The sequence below is a fragment of the Paraburkholderia sp. BR14312 genome (assembly GCF_040948675.1).
GTDB classification, from domain to species: Bacteria; Pseudomonadota; Gammaproteobacteria; order Burkholderiales; family Burkholderiaceae; genus Paraburkholderia; species Paraburkholderia nodosa_A.
Genome location: NZ_JBFPKI010000023.1, coordinates 1 through 26,407 on the forward strand (window position 1 = coordinate 1; position 26,407 = coordinate 26,407).

25 protein-coding genes are annotated in these 26,407 nt (G+C 67.5%); 16 read left to right on the forward strand and 9 right to left on the reverse strand.

Annotated features, from left to right (window positions below; all coding sequences use genetic code 11):
- Positions 1-242 precede the first annotated feature (242 nt).
- Positions 243-884: a C39 family peptidase gene (locus AB3X98_RS39205; RefSeq protein WP_368606173.1), complete on the reverse strand. Its 642-nt coding sequence runs from the start codon at positions 882-884 to the stop codon at positions 243-245.
- 321 nt (positions 885-1,205) lie between these two features.
- Between AB3X98_RS39205 and AB3X98_RS39210 the strand changes: the two genes are divergently transcribed.
- A complete protein-coding gene (locus AB3X98_RS39210) occupies positions 1,206-2,060 on the forward strand; it encodes a helix-turn-helix domain-containing protein (RefSeq protein WP_069268748.1) in 855 nt (284 codons plus the stop codon).
- Positions 2,061-2,097: 37 nt separating this feature from the next.
- Here the strand turns inward: AB3X98_RS39210 and AB3X98_RS39215 are convergent, their stop codons facing one another.
- Positions 2,098-3,948, reverse strand: coding sequence for a hybrid sensor histidine kinase/response regulator (locus tag AB3X98_RS39215; protein ID WP_368606203.1), 1,851 nt, complete (start codon positions 3,946-3,948; stop codon positions 2,098-2,100).
- A 52-nt stretch (positions 3,949-4,000) separates the two neighbouring features.
- Positions 4,001-4,525: a molybdopterin-dependent oxidoreductase gene (locus tag AB3X98_RS39220; protein WP_342950262.1), complete on the reverse strand. Its 525-nt coding sequence runs from the start codon at positions 4,523-4,525 to the stop codon at positions 4,001-4,003.
- A 306-nt stretch (positions 4,526-4,831) separates the two neighbouring features.
- Here AB3X98_RS39220 and AB3X98_RS39225 point away from each other — a divergent pair, with 306 nt between their 5' ends.
- Positions 4,832-5,779 (forward strand): phosphoribosyltransferase, encoded by a 948-nt coding sequence (locus tag AB3X98_RS39225; protein WP_342950261.1) that lies wholly within the window; start codon positions 4,832-4,834, stop codon positions 5,777-5,779.
- 12 nt (positions 5,780-5,791) lie between these two features.
- Here the strand turns inward: AB3X98_RS39225 and AB3X98_RS39230 are convergent, their stop codons facing one another.
- Entirely contained in the window at positions 5,792-7,468 is a 1,677-nt protein-coding gene (locus tag AB3X98_RS39230) for an ATP-binding domain-containing protein (protein ID WP_368606174.1), read from the reverse strand.
- A 217-nt stretch (positions 7,469-7,685) separates the two neighbouring features.
- Between AB3X98_RS39230 and AB3X98_RS39235 the strand changes: the two genes are divergently transcribed.
- Both AB3X98_RS39235 and AB3X98_RS39240 read left to right on the forward strand, forming a co-directional pair.
- Positions 7,686-8,312, forward strand: coding sequence for a glutathione S-transferase family protein (locus AB3X98_RS39235; protein WP_069268745.1), 627 nt, complete (start codon positions 7,686-7,688; stop codon positions 8,310-8,312).
- 57 nt (positions 8,313-8,369) lie between these two features.
- The gene (locus AB3X98_RS39240) at positions 8,370-8,993 is read left to right on the forward strand and encodes a Fur family transcriptional regulator (RefSeq protein ID WP_368606175.1); all 624 of its coding nucleotides are present in this window, start codon (positions 8,370-8,372) and stop codon (positions 8,991-8,993) included.
- 108 nt (positions 8,994-9,101) lie between these two features.
- Here the strand turns inward: AB3X98_RS39240 and AB3X98_RS39245 are convergent, their stop codons facing one another.
- The 3 genes from AB3X98_RS39245 to AB3X98_RS39255 form a co-directional block, all read right to left on the reverse strand.
- A complete protein-coding gene (locus AB3X98_RS39245; RefSeq protein WP_069268743.1) occupies positions 9,102-9,512 on the reverse strand; it encodes a response regulator in 411 nt (136 codons plus the stop codon).
- A gap of 198 nt (positions 9,513-9,710) precedes the next feature.
- Positions 9,711-11,273, reverse strand: a complete 1,563-nt coding sequence (locus tag AB3X98_RS39250) for a deoxyribodipyrimidine photo-lyase (protein WP_368606204.1) — start codon at positions 11,271-11,273, stop codon at positions 9,711-9,713.
- Between the two features lie 89 nt (positions 11,274-11,362).
- Positions 11,363-12,091 (reverse strand): TetR/AcrR family transcriptional regulator, encoded by a 729-nt coding sequence (locus tag AB3X98_RS39255; RefSeq protein WP_368606176.1) that lies wholly within the window; start codon positions 12,089-12,091, stop codon positions 11,363-11,365.
- Positions 12,092-12,189: 98 nt separating this feature from the next.
- On the opposite strand from AB3X98_RS39255, the gene AB3X98_RS39260 reads away from it, so the two are divergent.
- Both AB3X98_RS39260 and AB3X98_RS39265 read left to right on the forward strand, forming a co-directional pair.
- Positions 12,190-13,755: an MDR family MFS transporter gene (locus AB3X98_RS39260; protein WP_368606177.1), complete on the forward strand. Its 1,566-nt coding sequence runs from the start codon at positions 12,190-12,192 to the stop codon at positions 13,753-13,755.
- Between the two features lie 259 nt (positions 13,756-14,014).
- A complete protein-coding gene (locus tag AB3X98_RS39265; protein WP_342950256.1) occupies positions 14,015-15,319 on the forward strand; it encodes an MFS family transporter in 1,305 nt (434 codons plus the stop codon).
- An 18-nt stretch (positions 15,320-15,337) separates the two neighbouring features.
- Here the strand turns inward: AB3X98_RS39265 and AB3X98_RS39270 are convergent, their stop codons facing one another.
- Complete coding sequence (locus AB3X98_RS39270; protein WP_342950255.1) at positions 15,338-16,756, reverse strand: PLP-dependent aminotransferase family protein; 1,419 nt, start codon at positions 16,754-16,756, stop codon at positions 15,338-15,340.
- Positions 16,757-16,880: 124 nt separating this feature from the next.
- Here AB3X98_RS39270 and AB3X98_RS39275 point away from each other — a divergent pair, with 124 nt between their 5' ends.
- From AB3X98_RS39275 to kch, 4 genes are all read left to right on the forward strand, one after another.
- The gene (locus AB3X98_RS39275) at positions 16,881-17,804 is read left to right on the forward strand and encodes a DMT family transporter (RefSeq protein ID WP_368606178.1); all 924 of its coding nucleotides are present in this window, start codon (positions 16,881-16,883) and stop codon (positions 17,802-17,804) included.
- A gap of 97 nt (positions 17,805-17,901) precedes the next feature.
- On the forward strand, positions 17,902-18,438 hold the full coding sequence (locus AB3X98_RS39280; protein WP_069268736.1) for a GNAT family N-acetyltransferase: 537 nt from the start codon (positions 17,902-17,904) through the stop codon (positions 18,436-18,438).
- A 123-nt stretch (positions 18,439-18,561) separates the two neighbouring features.
- The gene (locus AB3X98_RS39285) at positions 18,562-19,446 is read left to right on the forward strand and encodes a mechanosensitive ion channel family protein (protein WP_368606179.1); all 885 of its coding nucleotides are present in this window, start codon (positions 18,562-18,564) and stop codon (positions 19,444-19,446) included.
- The gene (gene kch, locus AB3X98_RS39290; RefSeq protein WP_342950253.1) at positions 19,443-20,624 is read left to right on the forward strand and encodes a voltage-gated potassium channel protein; all 1,182 of its coding nucleotides are present in this window, start codon (positions 19,443-19,445) and stop codon (positions 20,622-20,624) included. The genes AB3X98_RS39285 and kch overlap by 4 nt, the downstream gene beginning before the upstream one ends.
- 18 nt (positions 20,625-20,642) lie before the next feature.
- Here the strand turns inward: kch and AB3X98_RS39295 are convergent, their stop codons facing one another.
- Positions 20,643-21,224, reverse strand: a complete 582-nt coding sequence (locus tag AB3X98_RS39295; protein ID WP_342950252.1) for a putative glycolipid-binding domain-containing protein — start codon at positions 21,222-21,224, stop codon at positions 20,643-20,645.
- Positions 21,225-21,420: 196 nt separating this feature from the next.
- Between AB3X98_RS39295 and AB3X98_RS39300 the strand changes: the two genes are divergently transcribed.
- The 6 genes from AB3X98_RS39300 to AB3X98_RS39325 all read left to right on the forward strand — a co-directional run bounded on the left by AB3X98_RS39300 (position 21,421) and on the right by AB3X98_RS39325 (position 26,404).
- Positions 21,421-22,368, forward strand: a complete 948-nt coding sequence (locus AB3X98_RS39300; protein WP_368606180.1) for an urea transporter — start codon at positions 21,421-21,423, stop codon at positions 22,366-22,368.
- Positions 22,369-22,378: 10 nt separating this feature from the next.
- Positions 22,379-23,155: a class II aldolase/adducin family protein gene (locus AB3X98_RS39305; RefSeq protein ID WP_368606181.1), complete on the forward strand. Its 777-nt coding sequence runs from the start codon at positions 22,379-22,381 to the stop codon at positions 23,153-23,155.
- 42 nt (positions 23,156-23,197) lie between these two features.
- On the forward strand, positions 23,198-23,386 hold the full coding sequence (locus AB3X98_RS39310) for a 4-oxalocrotonate tautomerase (protein WP_028205614.1): 189 nt from the start codon (positions 23,198-23,200) through the stop codon (positions 23,384-23,386).
- Positions 23,387-23,792: 406 nt separating this feature from the next.
- Positions 23,793-25,232 (forward strand): cytochrome ubiquinol oxidase subunit I, encoded by a 1,440-nt coding sequence (locus AB3X98_RS39315; RefSeq protein WP_368606182.1) that lies wholly within the window; start codon positions 23,793-23,795, stop codon positions 25,230-25,232.
- A gap of 37 nt (positions 25,233-25,269) precedes the next feature.
- Entirely contained in the window at positions 25,270-26,274 is a 1,005-nt protein-coding gene (gene cydB / locus AB3X98_RS39320) for a cytochrome d ubiquinol oxidase subunit II (protein ID WP_368606183.1), read from the forward strand.
- On the forward strand, positions 26,249-26,404 hold the full coding sequence (locus AB3X98_RS39325) for a hypothetical protein (RefSeq protein ID WP_321927253.1): 156 nt from the start codon (positions 26,249-26,251) through the stop codon (positions 26,402-26,404). The genes cydB and AB3X98_RS39325 overlap by 26 nt, the downstream gene beginning before the upstream one ends.
- The last annotated feature ends 3 nt before the right edge of the window (positions 26,405-26,407 follow it).

The window sequence follows — 26,407 nt, forward strand, 5'->3', positions numbered from 1 at the left end:
CAACCGCTATGACCTGTTTTTCCTGCATCATCATTTCGGAACCATCAACCTGGACCATCCCGAATGAGCGGATCATGTGTTACCCATGTCCCCGCACACCTGTTACCCATGTCTCCGGTCCATACACCGCCGCAAAGAAAGTAGGTGCCGCCCCGCACAGGGGCAACCCAGGCATACCGCCGCGAAAACAAGAAAAGGCCAAAGCAGCCAGGAACCACAAAAAAAACCAAACCCACGCGCGATCAGCACGGCCGCCTAAGCGCCATACCCCGCCGGGCATGAAACCGTGCAACCGTCTCATAGGGCAGCCAGGCGTCAGCCTGGTACGGCGCGATGCCCGAAGGATTGTGAAACCACACACCGCCGTCGCCACGTCCGTGCAGCAGGATCAGATGCCCGCCCCGGCCGGGGTCCATCCGCTCGGGATAGCGGATCTCGGGGCTCACGGAAACGATGGCGAGCGTTTCGGCATCAACGCGCCCTGCACTCGCCGCAATGTCCTCGTCGATCATTACCTCCACGTGCACGCCGAACGCGGCTTCCACCCATCCGGCGAACGGGCGGTAGATCAAGCCATCCACGCCGCCATCTTCGCGCACGCGATATACACCGTGCCGCAACGCCTCTTCGAGCATCTGCGCGCGCGGCGCATGCGCGACGCCCCAATAGTCGAGCGCCGATTCGAGGCAGGTCAGACCGCACAAGCGCTTGGCCCAGAAGCGATAGGCGTCGGCCTCGGTGAAGCCGCTCGCCCACCAGCGCGGGTCCTCGCACGGGTCGGCGCCACGCTCGACGATAGGCGCCACCCAGTCGGCGCTGCCCCACTGGCTGTGATACGGCACGCCTTCATGCCGCCATGTCCCGCCGTTGCGCACGTCGTCCAATCGATACCCCTCGCCCCAGTAAGGTTGATTCGCCGCGCGCGAGCGCACGGCGTTCAAAATCGTGCATCTTCGCAGTCGCGCGCCGTCCCCGCAATGCCGCGAATATCGCAAGCCATGTGTAAACGAAGCCGAATATACGCTTACATTCCCGTATTCGGCGCCGCATTACATTTCGCTAAAATAACGCCGTCGCCTGGCATTTTATGCGTTTAGAATATCGTGCTCCCGTGCGCAGGCCGCAGGAGGTCCGGTCAAACCGGCCCCGCGGCGCCACGGCATGATCAATCAGAAACTGAATCCACGAATCCCCCTTCAAGCAGTATGTCGAACGTTGCATACACAACCGACTCGGCCTCGGTGGCGGAGCGCGTACGCGAGCTGATGAGCCGTCACGGCATCGGCAAGCGTCAGCAAACGACCGAGCTGTGCCGGATTCTTGACCTGAGCTTTTCACAGGGGCACCGCAAGCTGCGCGGCAACAGCCCGTGGACGCTCGCGCAGATCAAGAAAGTGGCCGAAGCGTTCGGCGAACCCGCGGGCCAGCTGTTCGGGGCGCAGCTGCTCGACCCCGGCATGGTCGGGGCCAGCGCTCAAGAAGCGATCCTCTGCGTGAGCGCCGCCGAGCTGCCCTGCACCGCCTGGATCGGCGCACCGGTCGAGGCGGGCAGCCGCCCCGACTTCGTCGCCTACGAAAAGCAGGGCCAGTGGCGCGTGGTGCGCCCGGACGGCGCGCTCTACCAGAACGCGCGCGAAGTCCACAAGATCGAGATCTACCCGCGCCGCGCCGAGTCCGACAAGCCGCTCATCGCCGTCGTGGACGACGACCGCTCCTCCGCCGACAACCTGCGCGACTACCTCGAGCACAGCGGCTACACGGCGCTCGCGCTCTACGGCCTCGCGGCATTCAACGAAGCGCTCGAAAACAACGTGTTCGACGGCGTGGTGATCGACTGGCTGTTCGGCAGCCAGACCGCCGCGGAGGCGATCCGCAGCGTGCGCGCCTCCGAGAACCCCGATGCGCCCATCTTCGTGCTCACCGGCGAACTGCTGACCGGCAAGGCCAGCGAATCGGAGATCAGCCAGGTCGTACGCCACTACAACGTGGCCTGCTACGAAAAGCCGGCGCGCATGGCGATTCTCGTCGCCGATCTTTCGAAGCGGCTCAACCGCGGCTAACGCCGCGTTTCGCTCGCTCAACCCGCTCCCGCGCCTTTCACACCGCCGCGCGCGGCGCGCTCAGCGCTCGCTGCAACGCCGCACGCAGCACCTCGTAATGCACCGGCTTCGTGAGCCGGTCGAAAAACGGCGCGCCCTCGCCGCCCGGCGTCTTGCCCGCATTGTCCGGAAGCGCCGCCAGCCCCGCCACGTCGGCGCTTACCGCGATCACGCGCGGCTGCGCGAGCACGTCCTGCGCGGTCTCGAGCCCCGCCACGAAGTCGTAGCCGTCGCGGCCCGGCATGTGCAGGTCGAGCAGCACCACGTCGCACACTTCGTGCGCCAGAAGCGCGAGCGCGCTGTCGGCGTCGCTGGCCGCGAGCGCGCGGTAGCCCATGTGCGCGACCATCTCGCAGAGCGAATCGCGCACGAGCGGGTTGTCGTCGACGACGAGCACCTGCGGCAGCGCCCGCGCGGGCAGCGCCGCTTCGGCCACGGCCGCGGGCGCCGGCGGCTCGACCGGCGTGACGGGAATGCGCACGGTGAAGGTCGTGCCTTTGCCCACGCGGCTTTGCGTCTCGATCGTGCCGCCGAACAGCTCGACGAGGCCGCGCACGATCGCGAGCCCCATCCCCGCGCCTTCATAGCGCCGCGAGCGCGACGTGTCGAGCTGCGTGAACTCCTTGAAGATGAGCGGAATCTGGTCCGGCGCCACGCCAGGCCCCGTGTCGCCGACGACGATCACGAGCGTGTCGCCGCCAGCGGCCTTCGGCGCGCCCTCCTCATCCTGAGATGGCCGCGGGACCCGCGCGGGCGCCTGCAGCCAGAATTCGAGCCGCACCTTGCCGCGCTCCGTGTAGCGGATCGCGTTCGTGACAAGGTTGCCGGCGATCTGGCGAATCCGATGCGGGTCGGCCACCACGCGCCGCTGCGGGCCCACCCACGCATGCTCGAACACGAGCCCGCGCGAGCGCGCCGCCTGCTCGTTCTCGTCGACGATCGACTGCAGCAGTTCGCGCGGCTCGAACTCTTCCTGGCGCAATTCGAGCTTGCCTGCGCCGAGACGCGCGTAGTCGGTGAGGTCCTTCATCTGCGCTTCGAGCTGGCGAGCCGCGGTTTCGAGGCGCTGGATCACCTTGCGGTCGGCTTCCGAATGCGAGTTGAAGCCGAGCAGCTCGATCGACGAGACGATCGCGTGCAGCGGCGTGCGCAGTTCGTGGCTGATCATGCCGAGGAAGGCGTCCTTCGCCATGCTCGCCTCGCGCGCGGCGCGGCTCGCCTGGTGCTCGGCTTCGAGCGCCGCGCGCTGCTGGTGCAAGAGGCGCGTGCGCCGGTAGCCGTTCATCACGAGCAGCACGCCCGCCGCCGCCGAAAGCACGAGCAGCACGAGCCCCGAAGCGAACAGTTCGCGGCGCTTGGCGATGAAATCGTGCCGGATCGCCTCGCGCTCGGTCACGTCGGCGAAACGCCGGTTCAGCGCGAGGTCGGTCACCTGGGTCCAGTGCAGGTCGAGCGCCATGAGCATCGGCACCGCGCGTTCGGGGTTGTCCGCGAGCGTGGCGATTTCGGCCTCGAATGGCGAGATCGTCGCGGCCAGAATGGCGAGATCGGCGTCCTGGCGGCGCTTCAGGCCCGGCGTCGAGTCGAGCGAGAGCGTCGAGCCCTTCATCACGTTGAGCTTCGACTGCAGCACCTCGTAGCGCAGCCGCACCTTGTCGAGATCGCGGTCGATGCCGTCCGCGAACATCAGCAGCTGGCTCTCGAAGCGTGCGTAGGCGATCTGGAGCTGCGCGGCGTCCCAGTACAGGCCGTCGTAATTGCCCGTGATGCGCTGCACGACCTGCGGATTGAGCAGGTTCGCGTAGAGCAGATAGCCGACCGCCACCACGGGCGGCGCGAGCGCCGCCATCCAGATGATCGCCTGCAGCAGGCGTCGCAAGGGACGTTGTATCACCCGCTACTCACCGCTTGATCGTCATCGACTTGATCTGCCACGCGAACTTCGAGTCACCGGCCGCGCCGTCGAGCTCGAGCGGATGCTGGTCGCGTGGGTAGATCAGGAACAACGGGCCGAAATTGCTTACCTTGAGGCGCTGGCCGTTCATCTCATAGGCGACAACCACGCCATAGCGCGCGGCGTCGGCCACGGGCACGACACAGGTGTAGTCGTCGAGCGTATGGATCTCGATCTCGCTGCCGTAGGCGCCCACGGCCTCGAGCACGTCCGAAAGCAGCGGGCCCGTGAAGGTCGAGCGCGGCGTCCAGGTCGTGGCCGTCGTGATCGAATGCGCGGGCAGCGCGAGCAGCTGCGCCTCGCTGAAGTGATACGCCGTGTGGGACGCGTTGTTGGTCACGCGCACCTCGCCATCGACGTCGAGCGAGAGCGCACCCGTAGAACCCGCCGCCTGCGCAGAAGGTGCAAAAAACGGCGCCGCACCCGCGAGCGCCACCACGGCGGCCCAGCGCCGCCAGCCTGGCCATCCCATCCCATGCCACATCTTGCCCGAGCCCTTTCGCGCGATGATTCGCGTCGTTTTCGTGTGTCTTTGCGCGGCGCTACGCGACATTTTGCGGTAATGCGCCGCTTTTTCCTGCTGCGTTTCCCTCGTTTTCCTGCTACCTCCACCCACCATGCCAGCAGGCGCTGGTGAGCATAGGCATAATATCGTCAAACATTGTGCTGACAATAGCCGTCTTTTTCTCGTACACCGCTATCGGAAACGCGCATTGCGCAGTTGCCGCGCAGTTGCCGCGCGCTTGCCGATTACGCGCTTCGACACCCAATTCAACCCATGGATAAACCTGTCGTTCCGCTCACCTACGAACAGCTCGATCACTGGGTCGAGTCGCTGCAGCCGGCGCTGATCGCGGAGGAATTCGACCTCGTGGTCGGTATCCTGCGCGGCGGCGCGCCGCTTGCGCTGATGGTTTCGCACGCAACGGGTGCGGCTGTTGCATTCCTGCGCTATGACCGCGCCACGCGCGAAGTGCGCTGGGACTCCACGCTGCCGCTACCCGAACCGGGCTCGAAAGTGCTGCTCTGCGAGGACATCGCGGGGCGCGGCCATACGCTCGTGGACTGCATCGCGTTCCTGAGCGAGCACGGGCTCGTCGTGCGCACGCTCACCGGCGCCTACGACGACCTCAGCCGTTTGCGCCCCGATTATTCGATCGACGCGAGCGGCTATTTCGCGCTGTTCCCGTGGGAGCGCCAGGCCTACACCGACCGTTATCGCGCCGACTGGATCCGCGATGGCGACGGCGACGGCACGCGCATGGCCGACGACCACGAGTACGCGGTCTACGCCATCGATCTCGATGGCGTCCTGCTCCCGGACCTCCCGATTGCGCGCTACGACGAAGACCTCGTCGCCGCGCTCGCCGAGCGCGACGAGCTGGTGCCGTTCGAGCGCCTGCCCGGCATCGACATGAAACGCACGCGCGCGATCATCACGGGGCGTCCGGAGATCGACCGCGAGCGCACGCTCGCCTGGCTCGAACGCCACGGTTTCGGGCACCTCGAACTGATCATGCGCACGCCGGACGAACACGACGACACGGCCGCGGCCGTGGCTGCGCACAAGGCCGCGGCGGCCATCCGCAGCGGCGTCACGCACTTCATCGAGAGCGATCCGGTGCAGGCGATCCTGATCGCCCAGACCGCGCCGCTCCTGCGCGTGATCTGGTGGAACGCCCAGGCACGCACGGGCACGCTGATCGGCGCCTCGGCCTGGAGCTGAGCGAGCCGGCGCTTAGACGCCGCCGCGCCGGCCCTCGATGAATCGCGCGGCGCGCGGCGACGCCACCACGATGAGCTTCATGGCCGCACGCGTCGCGCCGACGAAGAGTTTGCGCGCGGCGCGCTCGTCGAATGACTCGAAGTCTGCCTCGGTCAGGATCACGCACGGCGCGGACTGGCCCTTGAAGCGGTAGATCGAATCGAGCAGCACATCGCCCTCGCGGTACTGCGGATTGCCGAACAGGTCGTATTGGCCGGTGAAGCTGCGCAGCCGATGCGGGCCGAGCTGATCGAGCGTCGCGAACAGCGAATGCTCGCGTCCGCGCCAGGAAAGCACGACGATGTCCTGCTTGCGAAAGCCCAGCGAAAGCGCCTGCGTAATCGCGCGTTTCGTGACCAGAACCACCCCAGGTTCCGCGCCCGGTCCGGCTTCATACTCGTCCCAGCTCGCCACCGTCACCTCGGAGCCGTCGAACGGACTCCCCGCGGCGAGCTGCGCGATGGCGGGCACGGTCGGTCCGGCCACGTCGCGCAGGAATGCGAGGATGTCGCGCGGGCTGCGGTAGTTCGTGGTCTCGCGCAGCACGGTCCAGCCCGCCAGCGCGAGCGGCTCGCGCACGTAGAGGTTCTGCAGCGGATCTTCGAGCCACCACCATGCAGCGTCCGGCCGCAGCAGACGCCCGAGTGCGCCGACCCACGGCTCGTGGAAATCCTGCCCTTCGTCGACGATCAGCACGTCGAACTGCCAGCGCTCGGCAATCGGCATCTCGCCGAAGCGCTGCACGAGGTCGTCGAACGCGCCGGGGCTCGCGAAGTCGGGCACGTGGCCGCCGTCGCGCGCGACCCAGTCGCACAGCTGGTGATAGGTCGCCACCTTTGCCCCGGGCGGCGCGAGCTGCGCGATGTGATCTGCAAGCGGCCGGTTGAAGCACACGTAGAGCGTGCGCGCGCCGCGCGCCACCGCGTCCTTCATGACCTGCACGGCCAGTTGCGTCTTGCCCGAGCCCGCCGTGCCGATCACGCGCAGCCGGAACGGGGCGAATTCGAGGCGCCGCGCCCACGTGGCGAGGCCGCCCGCGAGCCGCGTGACGAGCGTGCCGGCCGCGCCGAGCAGCGCGCTGGTGTCGGGCGTGAGCGAAAGTTCGTCGGCGAGAAAGTGATGGATCCTGGCGGCGCACGGCAGGCGCGGCTCGTCGGCGGGCATGGCTTCGAGCACGATGGCGGCGAGCTGCGCCTTGCGCGCGGCGTCGACGATGCGCGCCGGGTTCACGCCCGCGATGGCCGGCTCCCGCACCACGTGGTCGGGGCAATAGAACAGCTCTTCGAGCACGTAGGTGCCCGCGCCGAACGACGCCGTAAAGCGCCGGTGCAGCCCCTCGACCGTGCGTGCCAGCGCGATCGCCACGTTGCGCTCGGTTTGCATGTACGCCTTGACGAGCCCGCCTGGCGTTTCGCGCAAAAAGCCGGTTTTCTGCTCGACGATCATCACGCGCCCAGCCGGGCTGACGATCACGAAATCGGCCTCGCCGAAGACCGAAAAGCCTTCGGAGAGCCGCGTCCAGTGCACGCCGTGATAGACGGTGTAGCCGTTCGGCAAACCGCGGGCGAGCGCGGCGAGCGTTTCGCGCTCGCGCGCGGCGGCGCCGGTGGCTTCGAGATGCTGCCAGTCGTCGGGGACAATGCGGGCCATGGGCGGGTCTCGGACGGATGTTGAGGTTCGTGGCGGCCGCGCGGGCAAGCGAGAGCGCGGTGCCGCACGAAGCGGGTACGGCGGCGGAACTCCGGGCGCCGCGCAGCGCCTATTCTACGAAATGCCTGGCTGCGCAAATAAACCGCGCGAGAATCGTGTATCGTGGCGGCCTGCGCCAGGCTTGACCCTTTTTCCTCTTGCAAGGAGTACGTGCCAGATGATCACGATCTGGGGACGCGCCAATTCGGTGAATGTCCAGAAAGTCCTGTGGTGTTGCGATGAACTCGTGCTGCCGTTCCAGCGCATCGACGCGGGCGGCTCGTTCGGTCATCTCAACGAGCCTTCCTATCTCGCCATGAATCCGAACGGCAAGGTCCCGACGATCACCGACGGCACCTTCGTGCTGTGGGAGTCGAACGCGATCCTGCGCTATCTGGCGATGGAGTACGGCCCTTCGAGCCTGCTCTACCCGACCGACCCGAAGGTGCGCGCCTCGATCGAGCGCTGGCTCGACTGGTCGATCGGCACGCTCGCGCCCATCGAGCGCCCTGTGTTCCTCGCGCTCGTACGCACGCCGCCCGAAAAGCGCGACACGGCGAAGCTCGCGGCCGACTTCGATCAGCTGACCCCGCTTTGGCGGCTGCTCGACCACCATCTGCAAGGCCGCTTCTTCATGGAAAACGAGCGCTTCTCGCTCGCCGACATCGTACTCGGCGCGTACGCGCGGCGCTGGTTCGGACTCGAAGGCGTGGAGCGCGAGCCGCTGCCGAATGTCGAACGCTGGTATCAGCGCATCGCGCAGCGTCAGGGCTTCCGCAAGTACATCGATCTGCCGCTCACCTGAGCCGTCGCTCCATGGCGGCGCGGGCGGGCCGGCGGCGCGCCCCGTATAATCGCAAGCATGAAGACAGCAAAACCGTCCCCGGACGCCCCGCCCCTGCATAGCGACACCGAGGCGCACGACCACGCGCACGGCCATGCCCACTCGCAAGACGGTGTCAAGGGCGCTTCGGTCGAGTCCGCGCTCGCGATGGCCGAGGCCTATTGCCGCGAGCGCGGCGAAAAGCTCACGCCGATCCGCCGCAAGGTGCTGGAGCTGCTGCTCGCCTCGGGACGCGCAACCAAGGCGTATTCGCTGCTCGACGAAATGCGCCAGATCCATCCGGGTTCGGCGCCGCCGACTGTTTACCGGGCGCTCGACTTCCTGCTGTCGGCGGGGCTCATCCACCGCATCGAATCGATCAACGCGTTCGCCGTGTGCCACGACCTCACGCAGTGTCAGCACGGCATTCTCGTGGTGTGCCAGCAGTGCGGCAACGTCACCGAACTGCACGAGCCCAAGCTGCGCCAGGCGTTGGTTGCGCAGATCGAGGCCGCGGGCTACCGGCTCGCCGGCGACGGTATCGAGCTCAAAGGCCTCTGCGCGCAATGCCAGGAGAGTCAGGCCAATTCGGCCGACAAGGCTGCACAGCCGGGCGCCGCTGCGGCGCCGGAAGCCGCCGCGCAGTCCTCGTCCGTTAGCTAACCGATCTTGCCCGCCGTTGAGCGCGGGCAACAGCTCAGCCGCGCCGCATCTCGCGGCGCTTCAGTCCATCCGCACCCGCACCTTTGCCGCCGCGCTACGCGCGCGGCGTCATAGCGACTGGCGCGCGTCGATTGCGTCGCTCAGCAGCGTCACCAGTTCGTCCGGCCGGGCCGGCTTGGTCATGAAGTGCTGGAAGCCTTCGCCGATGCTGCGCAAACGCCAGCTTTCGTCGGTGTGGCCCGTGAGCGCGACCGCGACGGTCGGAGCATGGTCGCCGCGGATTTCGTAATCGCGCAGACGCTGGATCAGGTAGAACCCGTCCATCGCCGGCAGGTCGAGATCGCAGACCACGGCGTCGGGGTGCAGGCTCAGGGCCGCTTCGACGCCAGTTTCGGCGTCTTCGACCGCCACGACATGCGCACCCTCCGCCTCGAGTAGCGAAGTCAGTGACGCCCGGCTGTGCGGGTCGTCTTCGACGAGGACGATGGTCGTCCGGTCGAGCTTGTGTACTGCGTTCATTGTGTTTGCTTACATGCCTTTCTGTCTGTCAGGCCGAGTGCCGCAAGGCTACGGGCCCGGAGTCACGCCGGGCGCACGGCAACGCGGGCCGTCCTGATAGAGCAATCTTAATGCCGTCCGGTTCCTGCGTGCCGCGCGTGCGCCCATCCGCGCCGCGCACGATAGCCGCATCACAAGACAGCCCGATGACGGCCGCGCTCACGCTTTGCCGCCCTGTTTTTTGTCCTGCTTTGGATCCTGTCGCGCAGCGGCAAGGCCCTTGGCCTTACCGGTTTGTGCATAGGCTTCGAGTGCACGCTGGCGCGCCAGTTCGTGCTCGACGACAGGTTCCGGATAAGTTTTGCCGAGTCGCACGCCCGCCGCTTCGAGCTGCTGCGCGCTGGCCTTCCACGGCTGGTGCACGAGCGCATCGGGCAGGCCCGCCAGCTCCGGCACCCAGCGCCGCACGTAGGCGCCGCGCGGGTCGAACTTCTGGCCCTGCAGCACCGGATTGAAGATGCGGAAATAGGGCGCGGCATCCACGCCCGAGCCCGCCACCCACTGCCAGTTGGCCGGGTTGCTGGCCGGGTCGGCGTCGACGAGCGTGTCCCAGAACCACGACTCGCCCGCGCGCCAGTCGATCAGCAGATGTTTGCTCATGAACGATGCCACGACCATGCGCACGCGGTTGTGCATCCAGCCTGTGTGCCAGAGTTCGCGCATGCCGGCATCGACGAGCGGATAGCCGGTCAGCCCCCGCTGCCACGCTTTCAGGCCAGCGGCGCCCTTGCGCCACGGCATGGCGTCGAATGCGGGACGCAGGTTGCGCGTCGCCAGATCGGCGTAGTGAAACCGCTGGTAATGGCAGAACTCCCGCCAGCCCAACTCGCTCGCGAACTTTTCGGCGCTCGCAGCGCGGCGCGCCGATCCACGTCCGTGCGCGTGCTGCGCCGCCTTGAGCGCCGCCCAGACCTGGCGCGGCGAAATCGCGCCGACGGCGAGATACGGGGAGAGGCGGCTCGTGGCCGCGTCGCCGGGTTCGTCGCGCTCACCGGCGTAGGCGTCGAGGTCGGTGGCGAGGAACGCGCGCAGGCGCTCCAGCGCGGCTTCCTCTCCCGCAGGCCAGGCCGCGCGCATGCCGCCCGACCAGTCGGGCGCGCGAGGCGCCAGGCCGAGCGCGTCGAGTTTCGATGCACGTTGGGTAAGACGTGCTGGCAGCGATTGAAAAATCATCCGTTCGGGCTCGCCTTCCGGCGGCGGCGGATCGCCCATGCGCAGGCAGGCGCGCCAGTAGGCGCTGAAGACCTGGAACGGCTCGCCGGACTGATTGAGCACCGTCCATGGCTCGTTGAGGAGCTGGGCGCCGAAGCTTTCCGCACTGACGCCGCGCTCGCGCAGCGAGGCTTTGAGGGCGCGATCGACCTCGCGTTGCGCCGCGCCGTAGCGGCGGTTCCAGTACACGGCTTGCGCGCCGGTTTCGGTGACGAGGGCGTCCAGCGTCGCCGCTTCGTCGCCCTGCAAGAGCAGCAGGCGGCCGCCGCGCACAGCCAGCGCCGCTTCGAGCGCGCGCAGCGATTCATGGCGCCACCAGCGCGCCGCCCCGCCCTCCGGGCGCTCGCCCGAGGCATGCGGATCGTGAATCCAGACGCAGATCAGCGGCAGGCCGCTCGCCGCGGCCTGCGCGAGCGCGGGCTGGTCGGCGAGCCGGAGATCGTCGCGAAACCAGACGATGGCGGGGGCTCGATGCGCAGAAGCGCGGGAAGCAGCAGCAGAAGAAGACAGACCGGACCTCGACCGGGAAACATTCGCGCGGCACCGCGCACGGGGCGTGCCGCAAAGGTCCCGGAGCGTACCACGGCGCGCGCTGGCGGCTAATCCGTATCAATGCCCGTATCGGTGCGTGCGTCGATGCGCCCTGGCCCCACGCCCTGGGTGATGAGCGCGACCGCATGGCGCGCGACCGCCTCGACGCCCACGTGCGGCTGCTGCGCGTCGCCGCGCCATATCTGGCTGGTGGCGAGCGGCAAGAGCGTCAGGCCCATCAGCGACTGGAACAGCAGCGCAGGCTCCAGCGCCGCGTTGAGCCGGCCCTCGCGCTGCCAGCGCGCAATGGCCGTGTGGGCCGTTTCCTGGTGCTCGCGGCCGAGGCGCTCGAGCATGCGCTGGCGCAGCACGCCGCCCTCGCTGATGACGTCGCGCACCCAGAGCGGCGGAAACCACGGATTGCGCTGCCCCAGCGCCACGAAGCGCTTCACCAGCGCGGTGAGCGCCGCCACGGGATCGTCGGGATGCTCCGCGAAGATGTCGCCAAGCGACTCGCGCAGCGGCACGAAACGCTCGTCGATCAGCACGTCGATCAGTTGATCGCGCGTCTTGAAGTAGTAGTGGACCATCGCCGGCGTCACGCCCGCCTCGCGGGCGATGGCAGCGAGCGAGGTGTCGAGGATGCCCTGGCGTGCGAACAGCGCGAGTGCGGCTTCGATCAGACGCGCGCGCTGTTCCGCCCCGCCCACGCCGCCACTCGGCCGGCCGGGACGGCGCGCGGCGGCCCGGCCTGGCGTGCCGCCTGCGCTGTCGAGGGAAGGTTCTGGCGCGTTCATAGGTGTCCTGCCCGGTAACAAAAATGAATTTTGACCAACTGGAATAATTGTCCTAATATTAACCTCCGAATTAATTAATTTCAAGATTGACGGACACGATGAAACCCAGCACGAAACACCCTGTGCCCGCTACGGCGGGGGTCGGCGCTCACGCGAATGCAGCGGTGCTGGCGTCGGGCCCGGCTGCCGATACCGGCGGCCATCCACCGATCCGGCTGCTGTTTCCGGCGCTCCTGCTCGTCATGCTGCTGGCCGCGCTCGACCAGACCATCGTCTCGACGGCGCTGCCCACCATCGTCGGCGAGCTGGGCGGCCTCGACCGGCTCTCGTGGGTCGTCACGGCCTACCTGCTCACCTCGACGATCGTCGTGCCGCTCTACGGCAAGTTCGGCGACCTGTTCGGGCGCAAGATCGTGCTGCAGGCCGCCATCGTGATCTTCCTGATCGGTTCGGCACTTTGCGGCGTGGCGCAGAACATGGAGCAGCTGATCGTGCTGCGCGCCTTGCAGGGCATTGGCGGCGGGGGCCTGATGGTCGTGACGATGGCCGCGATCGGCGACGTCATCCCGCCCGCGCAGCGCGGCAAGTATCAGGGCATGTTCGGCGGCGTGTTCGGCATCGCCACGGTGATCGGGCCGCTGCTCGGCGGCTTTCTCGTCGAGCATCTGTCGTGGCGCTGGATTTTCTACATCAACCTGCCGCTCGGCGCGATCGCGCTCGTGGTGATCGGCGCGGTGTTCAAGCCGCGCGCCGCGCACGTGAAGCATGTGATCGACTACATGGGCGCGGGCTGGCTCGCCGCCGCCCTCACCTGCCTGATCCTCTTCACGAGCGAGGGCGGCTCGCTGCTGCCGTGGACGTCCCCTACGCTCTGGCTCACGCTGCTGCTCGGCATCGTCGCTGTCGCGGGCTTCATCCACGAGGAAAAGCACGCCGCCGAGCCCATCCTGCCGCTCGAACTCTTCCGCCAGCGCACCTTCGTGCTCGCGAGCCTGATCGGCTTCATCGTGGGCGTGTCGCTGTTCGGCTCGGTTACGTTCCTGCCGCTCTATCTGCAGGTGGTGAAGGGCTCGACGCCCTCGCAGGCCGGCATGCAGATGCTGCCGATGATGGGCGGCGTGCTCGTGATGTCGATCATCACGGGCCGCATCATCAGCAAGATCGGCAAGTACCGCATATTCCCGATCGTGGGCACGGCGCTCGTGGCCGTGGCAATGATGCTGCTCGCGCGCCTGCAGATCGACACGCCGATTCACCTCATGTATGTCTACATGGGCCTGCTCGGCTGCGGCCTCGGCATGGTGATGCAGGTGCTGATCCTCGCCGTGCAGAACGCGGTGGAATTTCGCCATATGGGCGTGGCCACATCGGGCGCGACGCTGTTCCGCTCGATCGGTGGTTCGGTCGGCGTGGCCGCGTTCGGCGCCGTGTTCTCCCACGGGCTGCACGCGCGGCTCGAAAAGGTGCTCACGGCCGACGTGGAACTGCCGCAGCCGCTCACGCCCGACGTGATCCACCATCTGCCGCCCACGCTGCACGCGCAGTATCTCGATGCATTCGCCGGGGCGTTGCACACGGTTTATCTCTCGGCTGCGGTCGTGGTGGTGTTCTCGTTCGCGCTGTCGTGGCTGCTGCGTGACGTGCCGCTGCGCAAGCAGCATTGAGCGCGCTTCGCCTGCTTTTCCCCTACAGCCAGCGGCTCCCCGCTGGCTTTTTTGTGCCTCGCGAGCCCGCATCACGCCGGCCTGATGGGGCCTGCTCGGACCCGTTCGCGACATCATTACATTTTCCACACATTTAATTACAGTTAGCTAAAATCGCGGGCATCGCGCGCCGGGACCCGGCGGCGCGCGATGCAACTCTTGCGACGGCCGCATGACGGCCGTTCGCCATAAAACACACAAACCAGGAGAAGACCCGCCCATGGACGTCCAGACCGACCCAACCACGCTATCCGCGCAAGACACGAGGCGACGCGTATTCGCCATCGTCGGCGCCTCGTCGGGCAATCTCGTCGAGTGGTTCGACTTCTATATCTACTCGTTCTGCGCGCTGTATTTCGCGCCCGCGTTCTTCCCGAGCGGCAACACCACCACGCAGCTGCTCAACACCGCCGGCGTGTTCGCCGCGGGCTTCCTCATGCGCCCGATCGGCGGCTGGCTGTTCGGCCGCATCGCCGACCGCCACGGCCGCCGCAGCGCGATGATGATCTCGGTGCTCATGATGTGCGGCGGCTCGCTCGTGATCGCCATGCTGCCCACGTACGCGCAGATCGGCGCGTTCGCCCCGTTCCTGCTCCTCGTCGCACGGCTCTTCCAGGGGCTTTCGGTGGGCGGCGAGTACGGCACGAGCGCGACCTACATGAGCGAGGTCGCGCTCAAGGGCCGACGCGGCTTCTTCGCGTCGTTCCAGTACGTCACGCTGATCGGCGGCCAACTCTGCGCGCTCCTCGTGCTCGTGATCCTGCAGCAGACGCTTTCCACCGAAGAACTGAAGGCCTGGGGCTGGCGCGTTCCGTTCGTGGTCGGCGCATTCGCCGCGCTGATCTCGCTCTATCTGCGCAAATCGCTCGACGAAACCTCGACGAGCGAGTCGCGCCACAAACGCGACGCAGGCACGATTCGCGGCGTCTGGCAACACAAGGGCGCGTTCTTGACGGTGGTGGGCTTCACCGCAGGCGGCTCGCTGATCTTCTACACGTTCACGACCTACATGCAGAAGTACCTCGTGAACACGGCCGGCATGCACGCGAAAACCGCGAGCAACGTGATGACCTGCGCGCTCTTCGTCTACATGCTGATGCAGCCGGTGTTCGGTGCGCTGTCCGACAAGATCGGCCGCCGCACGTCGATGATCCTGTTCGGCGCTCTCGCAGTGATCGGCACAGTGCCGCTCATGCATGCGCTCAAAGACGTGGCGAGCCCCGTGGCCGCGTTCGCGCTGATCACGGTGGCGCTCGCGATCGTCAGCTTCTACACGTCGATCAGCGGCCTCATCAAGGCGGAGATGTTTCCGCCCGAAGTGCGCGCGATGGGCGTGGGCCTCTCGTACGCGGTAGCAAATGCGCTGTTCGGCGGCTCGGCCGAATACGTCGCGCTGTGGTTCAAGTCGGCAGGCAGCGAGTCCACGTTCTACTGGTACGTGACCGCGCTGTGCGCGATTTCGCTGATCGTATCGTGGCGCATGCGCGATCCGTCGAAGGAAGGCTATCTGCGTCACGAACCGTGATGCTCGGGCGCAGCCGCTTCATGCCGGCTGCGCCACCCGCTCCATCGCACGCTGCAATGTTTCGTAGACCTTGGGACGATTGCACTGCGAAACATTGAAACGCAGAAAATCGCTCGCGCTGCGCGACACGCTGAACACGTTGCCCGGCGCGAGCACTACGCCTTCCACCAGCGCCTCGCGCGCGATCTGCGCAGCGTCGAGGCCGTCCGGCAACTGCGCCCATACGAATAGGCCCGCCTGCGGCCGCGTCCATGCGCTCAGGCCCAGCGCCGAAAGCCGCTGCAGCGTCTCGCCCATGGCGTCGGCGAGCTTCGCGCGCAAGCCGTCCAGGTGCCGCCGATACGTGCCGTCCACGAGCAGGCGGTGCACGAGTTCCGCCACCATCTCCCCGTTGCCGAACGAGACCGCGAGCTTGAGATCCACGAGCGGCTCGATCCAGTCGGCGCGCGCCGCGATGAAACCGCAGCGCGCCGCCGCCGACATCGTCTTCGAGAAGCTGCCGATCGTCACGACGCGCGCGAGCCCGTCGAAGGCCGCGAGGCGCGGCGCGGGCTCGATTTCGAAGTCGGCGAAGATGTCGTCCTCGACGATCAGAAGGTCGTGCTCCTCCGCGAGCTTGAGCAGGCGATGCGCGACCGCGGGCGCGAGCGTCGCGCCGGTGGGGTTGTGGACCGCCGAGTTCGTCACGTAAAGGCGCGGGCGCGATTCGGCCAGCGTGCGCTCGAACGCGGCGAGATCCGGGCCCGTCGGCGTGTACGGCACCCCGACCACGCGCACGCGATGCGCGCGCAGCAGCGCCTGGAAATTGAAGTAGCACGGGTCGTCCACGAGCACGGTGTCGCCCGGCTCCAGCAGAAAGCGGCACAGCAGGTCGAGCGCCTGGGTGCCGCCGTCAGTCAGCACGATCTGCTCGGGCGCGGCCTCCACGCCGTGCTGGCCGAGCCGCCATGCCAGCTGCTGGCGCAGCGCCGGCAGGCCGAGCGGCGACGCGTAATCGGTGAGCGGCGCGCGCGGGTCGCGTGCAAGGGCGCGCAGCGCGCGCCGCACGGCGTCCTGCGGCAGCCACGAGGCGGGCAACCAGCCGCAGCCGGGACGCAGCGCGTCGGCCTCGGTCTGCAGCGACTGGCGCGTGAGCCAGAGCGGATCGATCTCGCGGTCGAGCTGCGGCCCGAGCGCGGCGAGCGCGAGCGGCGGCGCGTGCCCGGCCACGAAAAATCCGGCGCCGCGCCGCGCGACGAGCACGCCTTCGGCGACGAGGCGCTCGTAGGCCTCCACCACCGTCGAATTCGACACGCCAAGCTGCCCGCTCATCGCCCGGATGGACGGCACGCGCGCGCCCGCAGCCAGCGAGCGCGCGGCAATGCGCTCGCGCAGCGCCTGCATCACCTGCTCGACGCGCGTCATGGGCAAGGCTTGCGTCCTCGCTCTGTCTTTCATCTGTACTGCTCCGTGTTCAATACAGTTTGAACAAATTGTACTGATCTGTAGCTTACCTTCCCGCGGCGCGGCGCGCATCATCAGCGGACCGATCACCGATGCTTCCTCTTGCCCAAGCCCATCCATGCGCAAAACGCTCGATTCCACCACCGATGGCTGGCTCTGCGGCCTCGCAGGCGTCCTCATCTTCAGCGGATCGCTGCCCGCCACGCGGCTCGCCGTGCTCGGCTTCGCCCCCGTGTTCCTCACCAGCGTGCGTGCGACCATCGCGGGCATGATCAGCGTGCTGCTGCTTCTTGCGCTGCGCGCCGCACGGCCCGCGCGCGCCGAGGTCTGGCCGCTCGTCATCGTCGCGCTCGGCGTGGTGGTGGGCTTTCCGCTCCTCACCGCGCTCGCGCTCCAGCACGTGAGTTCGGCGCACGCCATCGTGTTCGTCGGCTTGCTGCCGCTCGCCACGGCCGTGTTCGGCGTGTTGCGTGCGGGCGAGCGTCCGCAGCCGGCCTTCTGGATCTTTTCCGCGGCGGGCAGCGCCGCCGTGGTGGCGTTCGCGCTGCGTCATGGCATCGACGCCTCGCCGCTCGGCGACGCGCTCATGCTCGGCGCGATCGTCGTGTGCGGGCTCGGCTATGCGGAAGGCGCGCGGCTCTCGCGGCGCCTGGGCGGCTGGCAGGTGATCTGCTGGGCGCTCGTGATCTCGCTGCCCGTGATGGCGCCGCTCGCGTGGTGGCTGCGGCCCGCGTCGTTCGCCGCGGTGGGCGCGGCCTCGTGGTGGGGGCTCGCCTATGTGTCGCTCTTCAGCATGCTGATCGGCTTCGTGTTCTGGTATCGCGGGCTCGCGCTCGGCGGCATTGCAGGCGTCGGGCAGTTGCAGTTGCTGCAGCCGTTCTTCGGCTTCGTGCTCGCGGCGCTGCTGCTGCACGAAGCCGTGCCGCCCGCGATGATCGCCGTCACCGCCGTGGTGATCGCGTGCGTGGCCGGCGCACGGCGCTTCGGGCGCGCAGGCGGCGCTTCCGCTGTCGCGAATCGCGCGGGCACGCAGCGCGTCTAGACCGGGCTTTTTTGGCACGCTTCAAAAGCGCGCCTGCGCAAGGCATAGTGAGGAACGCAAACCTCCTTCTCCTTTGCCTTCGCGCTCGCTCCAACCGATGAACCCACACCCCGACGCGCACGTGCGCGACGCCACCGCCGACGACTTTCCCGCCATCGCCGCGATCTACGCACACCACGTGCTCCACGGCACGGCGTCGTTCGAGGAGACGCCGCCCACGCTCGACGAACTCCTGCGTCGCCACGCCGCCGTGCGCGAACATGGCCTGCCCTGGCTCGTCGCCGAGATCGACGGCCAGGTGGCGGGCTACTGCTACGCCACGCCCTACCGCCCGCGGCCGGCGTACCGCTTCACGGTCGAAGATTCGATCTATATCGACGAGGCGTTTCGCGGCCGCGGACTCGGCCACACGCTGCTCAACGCGCTGATCGAGCGCTGCGAGGCGGGCCCGTGGCGGCAGATGATCGCCGTGGTCGCAGACCCGCGCGGCGGCTCGCTCAAATTGCACGAGCGCCTGGGCTTCTCGCTGACCGGCACGCTGCGCGGTGTCGGCTTCAAGCACGGCGAGTGGCGCGACACCGCGCTCATGCAGCGCACGCTCGGGCCGGGCGCGGACACACCGCCCAAGGGCTGACGCCCGGCGCTCAAACGCATGGCGGCACGCCACACGCGCGCCGCCAGCGAAACGCCGCTCGTACAATACGTCCTTTCGCAACGGAGCCGGACCCACGGCTCCGCAGACAAGGACTGATTCGCCATGCAACCCCTCCTCGAACACCTGCACCCGTCCAACTGGGGCTTCCTGTGGGACGCGCTCTCCGCGCTCGCGCTGCGCTTGTGCGCGGCCTTCGCGATCCTCTGGTTCGGTTGGTGGCTCTCCCGGCGCGTGGGCAACTGGATCAAGCGGCGCGGCGGCGGCATCGATCCCACGCTGCGCCCCATCGTGCGCGACACCGCCGTGTGGGGCGTGCGCCTCGTTGCCGTGATCGGCGCGCTCTCGCAAATCGGCATCCAGACCGCCAGCATCGTCGCGGTGCTCGGCGCAGCCGGTCTCGCCATCGGTCTCGCGCTGCAAGGCACGCTGCAGAACATCGCGGCCGGCATCATGCTGTTGCTGCTGCGGCCGTTCAAGGTGGGCGACTATATCGATGGCAGCGCTGGCGCCAGCGTCGCGGGCACCGTCGAGGAAGTGAACCTCTTCACCACGCGCCTCACGAAACCGGACGGCATCTGCGAATACGTGCCGAACAGCGCGCTGTGGAGCAATTCGATCCGCAACTACAGCCGCAATCCCACGCGTCGGCTCGACCTCGAAGTGGAAGTGTCGGTGCGCGACGACGTGAACCGCGCCATCGACGCATTGCGCACGCTCGCCGCCGCCGACCCGCGCGTGCTGGCCTCGCCCGCGCCGCAGGTGATGGTGACGCGTTTCGACGACAGCACCGCCGTGCTCAATGTGCGCGTGTGGTCGAATATCGACACCTTCTGGGAGATGCGCTGGGAGCTGTCGCGCAAGGTCCGCCAGGTGCTCAATGACGCGCACTGCTCGCTGCCCCTGCGCGCACGCGAGCTGCACATCGTGCAGACGCAACCGGCGCAGCCCGAGCAACCGACACAGCCGACGCAACACGCGCAGCAATGAGCGCGTACGCGCGCCGCCCGCGCGGCTACGCCAGAGGGCTCGTGCCGCACGGCTACCTGGCCGTGCTGCTGGTGATCGACGGCCTGCTGCTGGTGCGCCCGGTCGCGCAGAAAGCGCTCGAACACGCGCGCGGCAACTGGTTCGACGACTGGATCACGCTCATCAACGCGTTCGGCGTGCTCGCGCTGCCCCAGGCGCTCGTCGCGACCGGCCTCACGATGATGTCGTTCGGCATCGCGCTGCGGGCGCGCGTGGCTTGGGTGCTTTCACTGGTGCTGCTCGCTGGCGCAGCCAGCATCTGTCTGTGGGGCGACTATCGCAGCCACGCGCTCGCCGGCTTCTCACTCGCGCTTGCCTGCGCGCTGATCTACTACTGGCGCCATTTCGATCGCGCGAGCGTCGCCGCGGGCTCGCTGTTCGCATTCCTGAGCATTGGCTCATTGATCGTCTATGCGGTGTTCGGCTCGCTGTATCTCGGCGACGATTTCGACCCGCCTATCCGCAACCTCGTCACGGCGTTCTACTTCTCGATCGTGTCGATGTCCACGGTCGGCTACGGCGATATCGTGCCGCGCTCGGACACCGCGCGGCTCTTTACGGCTTCGATCATCGTGCTCGGCATCACCGTGTTCGCGACGTCGATCAGCGCTGTGATCGGACCCGTGATCGGCGGCCATTTGAAACGCATCGTGAAGGGAGGCATTTCCAACGTGACCCGCAAGAACCACTATTTGATCGTCGGTGCGTCGCCGCTCGCACATAGCGTGTACGCAGGGCTCCTCAAGCGCGGCTACGCGGCGACCGTGATCGTCGCGCCCAATATTCCGCACAACTATCCACCGGAGGCCGATCTCATCGTCGGCGATGCGAGCGACACCGCCACGCTGCACAATGCGGGCGCGGAAACCGCGCTCGCCGCGCTCGCGCTGCGCTCGGACGACGCCGAGAATGCCTTCGTGATTCTCGCCATCAAGGAGATCGCGCCGAAGGTGCGCACCGTGGCGCTCGTCAACGACAGCCGCAACCTGCAGCGGCTGCGCCTGTTGCAGCCGGATATGGTGTTTTCGCCGCAACTGCTCGCGGGCGAACTGCTCGCTCGCACGCTGAACAACGAAACCATCGACAACACGCTGGTCGAACAACTGCTGTTCGGCAAGAGTCCAGGCGGCGCGGTGTAAGCGTGGTGTCGCCGCGTGCTATCGGTCCGGCGGCGGCAGACGCCGGAACAGCGTCGGATAGTCGATCACGAGCCCGTCTTCATCCACGCGCAGGTTCGCCGTGAAGTCGCGAAAGATGCCTTCGTAGCGATACTCGCGGTCGCGCTCGATGCACACATAGGCCTGCTCGACAGGCTTGGGCTCCAGTTCGGGCGCGGCGATGTACACCACACGGATCGGCTGGCGCTCGCCGCGCGCGAGGCCCAGACGCCGGATCGGCAGCGTGTTCGTGTACGGCGTCGCGGCGATGTCGATGTCGATGCAGCCGTCGAGCGCTTCCAGTGCGCGGCCCTCGCCGTCGGTCCAGTGGCCCTTGCCGTCGCTGTGGAGCACGAGCGAGCCGCCGCCCATCACGCGAAACGCCGCCCAGCGCACGCGCCACTGCGCGTCGCACTCGATGGCGTAGCACAGGCCATAGGACTTGCCGTAGCGCTCGCCGATGACCACGCTTTCCGCGCGGATCGTGTCGCCTTTTTCGCCAAACTTCGGGCCGCAATGCGCATCGAACGCCAGATGCTCGATACCCTCGCCCGTCTCGGATGCCCAACGCACTTCACGCATCGTTCGCCTCCCGTGCAGACTGTCTCTGGATAATCACGACAACCGCCTTGCGCGTATCGTAACCCGTCAACAAATAGCGACTATCAACCCACGCGCATGCGCGAGGCGGTCCGCATCCCCTATGCTCGCACTCTGGCCGGCCCTGCGCCTCGCACGGGGGCCGCACCGGCCCGTACCCGCCCGCCACGCCTTCGCCATGTCCGCCCGATTTTGCGCCGCTTCCGGCGCCACCGCCCGTAGCGCCGATACCGCCGCCGTCGGTGCCCTTTTGCGCAGCCTCGGCCAGATCGTGCTGCAGGCGCATGCGGGAACGGGCGCGTGCCTGCTCGCAGCGCTCGCGCTCACCGACTGGCGGCTGGCTTTCGCCGCCCTGCTCGGCGCCGCGGCGGCCAACGTCTGCGCGGTCGTGGCGGGCCATGCAGACGCGGCGATCCGCGACGGCCTCGCAGGCTACAACGGCGCGCTCGCCGCGCTCGCGGCGTTCACCTTCGTCGGCGATGCGGGCACGGCGGCCGCGCTTGCCCTCATCGCGGGCGGTGCGAGCGCGTGGATCGCCGGGCCATTGGACCGCCACCTCGCGCGCGCCCGGCTCGGGCTGTATTCCGTCCCCTGCCTCATCGCGACCTGGATCTGGTTGCCGCTGCACCCGGGCAGCGCTCCCGTCGCCAGCGCAATCGCCGCAGCCCCGCTGGCCCCGCACGGCACACCGCTCGCCGCGGCCGCACACGCCGCCGCCGGCGTGTTGAGCGGCCTCGCGCAGACCACCTTTGCCTCGGGCGCGGCGGCGGGCCTGTGCGTGCTCGCGGGCCTCGCCTGGTCGTCGCGGCGCGCGGCCGCCTATGCGCTCGGCGGCGCGGCGCTCGCGAGCACGCTCGAACTCGCGTGCGGCGCGAGCCCGGACGCCTTCGGCGCGGGCCTCGCCGGCTTCAACGGCGCGCTTGCCGCGCTCGCGGTCTGCGCGCTCGGCACACGCGCCGCGATCTGTGCGACCATGCTCGCCGCAGCCCTGCATCTGGCCGCCGTGGGCTGCGGACTGCCAGCGCTGACCGCGCCGTTCGTGCTGGCAAGCTGGACTGTGCACGCGGCAGCGCGACGCCTGCGCCCCGCGCCATCGACGCCGCCTGAAGAGCCCATCGTCCGCTGAAGGAATCGCCATGTCTTTCGCCCATCGTCCGACGAGCACCTGCGCCGAGACCGCGCCGCGCTCCACCGCCGAGCAGCAACTGCGCGTCGATCTCGCCGCCGCTTACCGCCTCATCGCACTCAACGGCTGGGACGACCTGATCTACACGCATGTTTCCACCGCCATACCAGGCGAGGCGGGCCGCTTTCTCATCAATCCGTTCGGCCTCGCCTTCGACGAAGTGCGCGCCTCGAACCTCGTGAAGATCGACACCGACGGCCGTATCGTCGGCGCAAGCGAGCACCCCGTGAACGCCACCGGCTTCGCGCTGCACGCGGCCGTGCACCTTGCGCGGCCCGACGCCGTGTGCGTGATGCATCTGCACAATACGGCGGGCATTGCCGTGTCGATCCAGCGCGACGGCCTCCTGCCCGCCTCGCAGCACGCGCTGCGTTTTTACGGCCAGCTCGCGTGGCACGACTATGAAGGCCTCGCCTTCACGCCTGCCGAAGGCACGCGCCTCACGGCAAGCCTCGGCGCGCACCCGGCCATGCTGCTGCGCAATCACGGCACGCTCACCACCGGCCGCACAGTGGCCGAAGCCTACGTGCTGATGGCGACGCTCATCAAGGCCTGCGAAATCCAGCTGCAGGCGCAGGCCGGCGGCGCGCCGCTCGTCGTACCGCCGCCCGGGGTAGCCGAACGCACGGCCGAGCAGTTGCGCGACGGCGGCGCGATCGAAGGCGTGCTCGAATGGCCCGCGCTGCTGCGCAAACTCGATCGCATCGATTCGTCGTACCGCGACTGATCGCGCCCATCCATCGCTTCACTCACTTTCAAGGAGACCCGCATGCCGACATTCCACATCGAAATGTTCGAAGGCCGCAGCGTCGAACAAAAACGCCAGCTCGCCGCCGCCCTGACCGAGACCACCTGCAAGGTGCTCGGCGTCGAGCCACAATCCGTCGACATCATCTTCCACGACGTGAAGCCGGAAAACTGGGCGACGGCCGGCAAGCTGTGGAGCGATCCGCGCTGACGCCACTTCTATCGCATTCCTGATCTTTACCGCCTGGCGCCGTACGCGTCGCTCGCGCCGCCAGCGCGCCTGAATTCTCCCCCGCACGAATCCCGAAGCCGTACGCCAGGGCACATTGCCACACCCCGTGCGGCAGCGCGGTGTATTGACGCATCGCGACGCTCTGCGCACATCCCCGCTGCGCAACGAGTGTTTAATCTAAATTGATCTGTATCAATGCGTTAGCGCAGGTTTTCGTCCCTTTGATATTGACGACTGCGACACGCTGGCGCACGTCGCAGCGCAGCAAAACCTTCGCCGTTCCCCTACGCTTACGTCCATCGCACGAGAAGCGCAGCGCCCCCACTGCCTCGCCGTGCGACGTTTCTTCCGCGCTTTTCCCGGTAAGCAAGCAACAGGCACGTACATGCACACGTCACTTTCCGCCTTCGACCTGGCCCGGCTGCAGTTCGCCTTCACCGTTTCGTTTCACATCGTCTTTCCGGCGCTCTCCATCGGCCTCGCGAGCTTCATCGCCGTGCTCGAAGCCTGCTGGCTCAAAACGCGCCAGCCGTTCTACAAGGACCTTTGCCTGTTCTGGTCGAAGGTCTTCGCCGTGGCCTTCGGCATGGGCGTCGTCTCAGGCGTCGTCATGAGCTATGAGTTCGGCACCAACTGGTCCGGCTTCTCGTCGTTCGCGGGCCCCATCACCGGGCCGCTGCTGATGTACGAAGTCATGACCGCGTTCTTTCTCGAAGCGGGCTTCCTCGGCATCATGCTGTTCGGCTGGAACCGCGTGAGCCCGCGTGCCCACTTCGGCGCGACGCTGATGGTCGCCATCGGCACGCTCATCTCCACGTTCTGGATCCTCGCCTCGAATAGCTGGATGCAGACGCCGCAAGGCTTCAAGATCGTCGATGGCCATGTCGTACCGGTGGACTGGTTCAAGATCATCTTCAATCCGTCGTTCCCGTACCGCCTTGCGCACATGGCGATCGCCGCGTTCATCGTGGCCGCGCTCGTGGTGGCCGCCAGCGGCGCGTGGCATCTGCTCAAGGGACGCCGCGACCTCGCCATCAAGAAGATGTTCTCGATGGCGCTCGGTCTGCTGCTCGTGCTCGCGCCGGTGCAAGCCTTCGTGGGCGATGCGCACGGCCTGAATACGCGCGAATATCAGCCCGCCAAGATCGCCGCGATCGAAGGCATCTGGGACACCGAACCAGGCGGCACCGCGCTCAATCTGTTCGGCATTCCCGACATGCAGGCCGAGACGACACGCTACGCCGTTTCCATTCCGCACCTGGGCAGCCTGATCCTCACGCATAGCTGGGACGGCGAGATCAAGGGACTCAAGTCCTTCCCCGCCGACGAGCGGCCCAATTCGCCGCTGCTGTTCTGGAGCTTCCGCGTCATGGTCGGTTTAGGCATCCTGATGATCCTGCTCGGCGTGATCGGCTGGGTGCTGCGCCGCCGCGGCACGCTCTACGAATCGCGCTGGTTTCAGCGCTTCGTGCTCGCCATGGGACCGACGGGCTTCATCACGCTGCTCGCGGGCTGGGTCACGACCGAAGCCGGCCGTCAGCCCTGGGTGGTCTACGGCGTAATGCGCACGGCACAGGCAGTGTCGCCGCTCACGGCGCAACAAGTTGGCATTTCGCTGATGGCGTTCGTGGCGGTGTACTTCCTCGTGTTCGGCACGGGAATTTACTATCTGCTCAAACTTCTGCGCAAAGGTCCCGCGCTGCCCGCCCCGAAGCCGCATACGCCCCGCGAGCCACATGAACCGCGCGTGGCCCACCCTGCACTCAGCGCGAGTCAGACCGCGCGCCGCCCCATGTCCGCCGCCGATCAGCTGATCGACGCCTGAGGCTCCCCGCATTCATCGTTACGAGGCTAGCAAGCAAATGGATGTCACCGTCATCTGGGCCGCGATCATCGCGCTCGGCGTTCTTCTCTACGTGGTGCTGGACGGCTTCGATCTCGGCATCGGCATCGTGTTTCCGCTCTTTCCCGACGAGGATGAGCGCGATCTCATGATGAACACGGTCGCACCCGTTTGGGACGGCAACGAGACCTGGCTCGTGCTCGGCGGCGCGGGGCTCTTCGCCGTGTTCCCCGTGGTGTACTCGACCGTGCTCTCCGCGCTCTACCTGCCGCTCGTGTTCATGCTCGCGTGCCTGATCTTCCGCGGCGTGTCGTTCGAGATCCGCGCCAAGGCCAATCGCACGAAGCACTTGTGGGACCTCGCGTTCATCGGCGGCTCGACGGGCGCGGCGTTTTTCCAGGGCATCGCGCTCGGCGCGTTCCTGCAAGGCATCCCGATGGACGGCGGCCAGTTCGCCGGCGACGCCTTCGGCTGGCTCACGCCCTTCAGCCTGCTCTCGGGTTTCGGGCTCGTCGCGACCTATGCGCTGCTCGGCTGCTGCTGGCTCGTGGCGAAGACCGAGGGCGACCTGCAGCGCCGCCTGCGCAAGCTCGTCTGGCCGCTCACGGTCATGCTGCTCGGCTTCATCGCGCTCGTGAGCCTGTGGACGCCGCTGCAGGACCCGGCCATCGCTGAACGCTGGTTCCGTTCGGGCCTCTTCTGGCGTCTCGCGCCGGTGCCGCTGCTCGTGCTCGCCTGCGCCGCGTGGATGCGTTGGGCCGTGCATGCGCTCCATCACAAGACGCCCTTCATCGCAGCTATCGGTCTCGTGCTGCTCGGCTATGCGGGTCTGCTCGTGAGCCTGTGGCCGTATGCGATTCCGCAGGGCCTCACGCTGTGGGAAGCGGCCGCGCCGCGCGAGAGCCAGATGTTCACGCTCGCGGGCGCAGCGTTCATTCTGCCGATCATCCTCGCGTACACGATGCTCGGCTACTGGGTCTTTAGAGGCAAGGTGCGTCATGGCGACACCCATCACTACCACTAACACGGTGCGCCGCGCGCTGCCCGGCTGGCTATGGTTCGTACTCCTCTGGTGTGCGGGCGTGGGCGCGGCGGTCTCGCTCGGGTTCGCGTTCAAGGTCTTCATGAACCTCACGCTGTTCGCCGTGAAGTGAGTT